At 66.4% G+C, this 4,180-nt stretch carries 2 protein-coding genes and 2 pseudogenes; all 4 read left to right on the forward strand.

Features of this window, described 5'->3' with window-relative positions:
- On the forward strand, positions 1-1,238 hold a 1,238-nt coding region (locus tag ACFE7F_RS15525; RefSeq protein WP_375404753.1), incomplete at its 5' end, for a biotin/lipoyl-containing protein.
- Positions 1,239-1,425: 187 nt separating this feature from the next.
- Positions 1,426-1,986, forward strand: a pseudogene (locus ACFE7F_RS15530) (hypothetical protein).
- Positions 1,987-2,018: 32 nt separating this feature from the next.
- A pseudogene (locus ACFE7F_RS15535) lies at positions 2,019-2,225 on the forward strand (phosphoenolpyruvate carboxykinase domain-containing protein); the annotation flags it as partial.
- Between the two features lie 310 nt (positions 2,226-2,535).
- Positions 2,536-4,180, forward strand: a 1,645-nt coding sequence (locus tag ACFE7F_RS15540; RefSeq protein WP_375404754.1) for a TonB-dependent receptor, incomplete at its 3' end; no start/stop codon positions are given.

Raw genomic sequence — 4,180 nt, forward strand, 5'->3', positions numbered from 1 at the left:
AGATGAACACGCGGCTGCAGGTCGAGCATCCGGTGACGGAGGCGGTGACCGGGCTGGACCTGGTCGAGCAGATGATTAGGGTCGCGGCTGGCGAGAAGCTGGGGTTCGGGCAGGACGACGTGCGGCTGGACGGTTGGGCGGTCGAGAACCGGGTCTATGCGGAAGACCCGTATCGGGGGTTCCTGCCGAGCACGGGGCGGCTGGTGCGCTACAATCCTCCCCGGGACGGGGAGGTGGCGGCGCGCAGCGCCGACGGAGGGGGGGCTGCAACGGACGCAGGTCCGCGCGGGTCGATAGCCCCCTCCACCATCGCCTTCGGCGACGGTCCCCCTCCCCGTCCCGGGGAGGACTTCAAGGCGCCCTATGTCCGCGTGGATGACGGCGTGCTCGAAGGCGGCGAGGTGTCGATGTTCTACGACCCGATGATCGCCAAGCTGATCACCTGGGCCCCGACGCGGATCGAGGCGATCGATCTCCAGGTCCACGCGCTCGACGCGTTCGAGATCGAAGGGCCGGGCAACAATCTCGACTTCCTGTCCGCACTGATGCAGCATCCGCGCTTCCGGTCGGGCGAGATCACGACGGGGTTCATCGCGGAGGAATACCCGGACGGCTTCACCGGCGCGCCCGCGGGCGGGGAGCTGCTGCGGACGCTCGCGGCAGTGGCCGCGTTCGCCGCGACCGCGCACGCCGACCGCGCGCGGCGGGTGGACGGGCAGCTGGGCCGGCGCTTGCCGCCGCCGGGCGAGTGGGTGGTCAGGATCGGCGGCGCGTCGCATCAGGTGCTGATCGACGGCGATACGCTGCTGGTCGATGGCGAGCAGCTCGAACTGGCGATGGAATACACGCCGGGCGACCGGATGGTGGAGGTGGAGCAAGAAGACGAGACGCTTACCGTCCGCATCGCCCCGACCACGACCGGCTTCCGCCTGACGACGCGCGGGGCCTCGCATACGGCCCGCGTGCTCCCCGCGCGCGTCGCGCCCTATGCGCGCCACCTGTTGGAGAAGGTGCCGCCCGACCTGTCGCGTTTCCTGCTCGCACCGATGCCGGGGCTGCTCGTGCGGCTCGATGTGGGCGTGGGCGACCGGGTGGAGGCGGGCCAGCCCCTGGCGGTGGTCGAGGCGATGAAGATGGAGAACATCCTGCGCGCGGGAAAAGCGGGCCGGGTCAAAGCGGTCGAGGCCAAGGCGGGCGAGAGCCTGGCGGTGGATGCGGTGATCCTGGAGCTGGAGTGAATGGACGGGACGGGGGTGAGCGATGGCGACGGATGCAGGGCTGATGGGCGATTTTCAGCCAGCGGAGCCAGCGACGAAGAATAGGGAGCTCGTCGACTAGGTGAAGCGCGTCGCTCTGCCGACCCGGCCGGACCGCCTCCATCGGTGCCATGGATCGGACCATGAATGGCATGAACTGTCGGCATAGCTGGTCGCATCCGGAACGCTCACGAGACTTGATCCCGCTAAGCGACCGAACAGCTTCCTTGCACGCTCGGACCCGCGTGATGTGGCGCGGGTCGAGAGCAGGATGTTCATCTCTTCCGAGCGCGAAGGCGATGCCGGACCCCCCGACAATTAGTGGGACCCGGCCGCGACCCGGGTGACGGTGGACGATCTATTCGCCGCCTCCATGCGCGGACGAACCATGCATGCGGGGCCCTTCTGCATGGGTCCGCTCGGCTCCGACAAGAGCGTGATCGGCGTGGAGATCACCGACAGCGCCTACATGGTGCTGTCCATGCGGATCATGGCGCGCATGGGTACGCCTGCGCTCGGAATGCTGGGCGACGACGGTCTCTCCATCCGATGCGTCCACTCAGTCGGGATGCCGCTCGATCGCGATGGTCGGGACGTGCCCTGGCCATGCTCGGACGAGAAATGGATCGTCCACTATCCCGAGACGCGCGAGATGTGGTCCTACGGATCGGGCCATGGCGGCAACGCACTCCTGGGGAACAGTGCTTCGTGTCGCGGACCGCTTCCGTGATGGCGCGGGACGAGGGATGGCTCGCCGAGCACATGCTCATCCTGAAACTCACGTCGCTCGAAGGACGCGCGCTATGTCGCTATGTCGCGGCCGCCTTTCCGGGCGCTTACGGCAAGACCGACCCCACCATCCCGGGCTGGACGGCGGAGATGATCGGCGACGACATCGCGTGGCCCCGGTTCGGCGAGGACGGTCGGCTCTATGCCGTCAATCCCAAAGCCGGCTTTTTCGGTATGGCATCCGGCACCGGTGCCGCGACCAACCGCAACGCCGTGGACACGCTCCGCGCCAACGCCATTCTCGTCCGTGCGCGCGCTTGTTACACGTGCTGCCGGAGTCGGCTGGTGAAGCGATCGAGCCCTGGCTTCGTCGATACCCATTTTCGTATCGCCGGCATGAAACCGCTATCATGCGTTTCCTCGCCGCATCACCTAGGATCGACGGATAACAAAAAAACGATCGTGAAGCCTCGCTTCGAAGCCGGGCCGCGACAGAAGGGGAGGGTTTATGCGTTCAGGCCTGCTGACGTCGGCTTCCATGTTGATCTTGATGCCGGAAGCGGTCTTCGCCCAGGCGACTACGGCACCTGCGGCGACGGGGCCGGCACCGTCCGAACAAGCCGCATCGGCGGACCAGACGCCCGCGTCGGGTTTGGGCGACATCATCGTCACGGCGCAGCGACGCGAGGAAAATTTGCAACGTGCGGCGGTCGCCGTCGACGTCGTTCAGGGCGCGGACCTGGTCACGGCGGGCGTTACCCAGGTCGATCGCCTTGGTGAGCTTGCGCCCGCGCTTACGATCCAGCCGACCGGCACGGGGAACATCACGTTCTTGCGCGGCGTCGGCAACTTCACCGTGTCCGCCAACAGCGACCCGGCGATCGCCTTCAACTATGACGGCGTCTATGTAGGCCGTCCCAGTTCCCAGACCGGCGTCTTCTTCGACCTGGAGCGGATCGAGATCCTGAAAGGGCCGCAAGGTACGCTCTACGGTCGAAACGCCACCGGCGGCGCGATCAACGTAATCCCCGTACAGCCGAGATTGGGTGAGCTCTCGGGCTACGCCACGGCCAGCTACGGCAACTACGACGCGATCACGGCGGAGGGCGCGGTGAACGCCCCGCTCGGCGCGAACGGCGCGCTGCGCATCTCGGGCAGCGTCGCGCGCCGCGATGGTTATCTGCGCGACGGCACCTCCGACGAGCGGACCGAGTCCTTGCGCGTACAGCTGAAATCCGAGCTCACCCCGGCGCTGACCGTGCGTGTAGCGGGCGATTACAGCCATACCGGCGGGGTGGGCGCGGGCGTCAGCTATATCGGCAACTACCTGTTCAATCCGGCCGCGGGGGGCTATCTCCTGATCCCATCGGGCGTTCCGGTCGCGGACGGGCAGTACACCCCGGCCGGGCAGGCCTATCGTACGCGAGTACCCGCGGGCACGGCGGGGCGTTTCCTTGATCCGCTCGAGCGGACCCCGTTTCAGCAGAATGATTTTCTCGGCACCAATGCGGAGATCTCCTACGATACGGGGGCGGGCGTCCTAACCATCGTACCCGCGTGGCGCTACGCGTCGCTGAACTTTCTCGCGGCACCCAGCTTTCTCTATCGCAATCGCGAGAAGGACGAGCAGTTCAGCCTTGAGGCACGCTTCGAGGGCACGCGCATCGGCATCTTCGATTATACGATCGGCGGCTACGTCTATGACGAGAAGATCAAGTCGCGGCTGGCTCTCTCGCTTTCTTCCGCGGTCACGTTTCAGGACGTTCGCTACAAGACGCGATCCTATGCTCCGTTCGGGCGCGTCACTGCCCATCTGACGGACCAGCTGCGTCTGGTCGGCGGCGTAAGGTATACCGACGACAAGAAGCGGTTCAGCGGGACCACGACGGCCGGCGCGATCGTCTGCCTCAACTTCGTGAACGGTATCCCGACGTGCCCCAACGCACCGTTGTTCCCGCTCACGGACAGGGCCGACCAGATCCCGTTCGCGTTCCCGCCCCCGGGCGTACCGGTACTTCCGCTCTTTTCCGGCGGGGTTCCGACCGGCGCGATCGTGGTGCGCACCGATAGGAACGACGACAGCCGGCTGAAGAACAACAAGGTGACCTACCGCGCCGCCGTAGAATTCGACGTGGCCGAGAGGTCATTGTTCTATGCCAGCTTCGAGACCGGATACCGATCGGGCGGGTTCTCGG

It is taken from the genome of uncultured Sphingomonas sp., assembly GCF_964235535.1.
Classification (GTDB): Bacteria; Pseudomonadota; Alphaproteobacteria; order Sphingomonadales; family Sphingomonadaceae; genus Sphingomonas.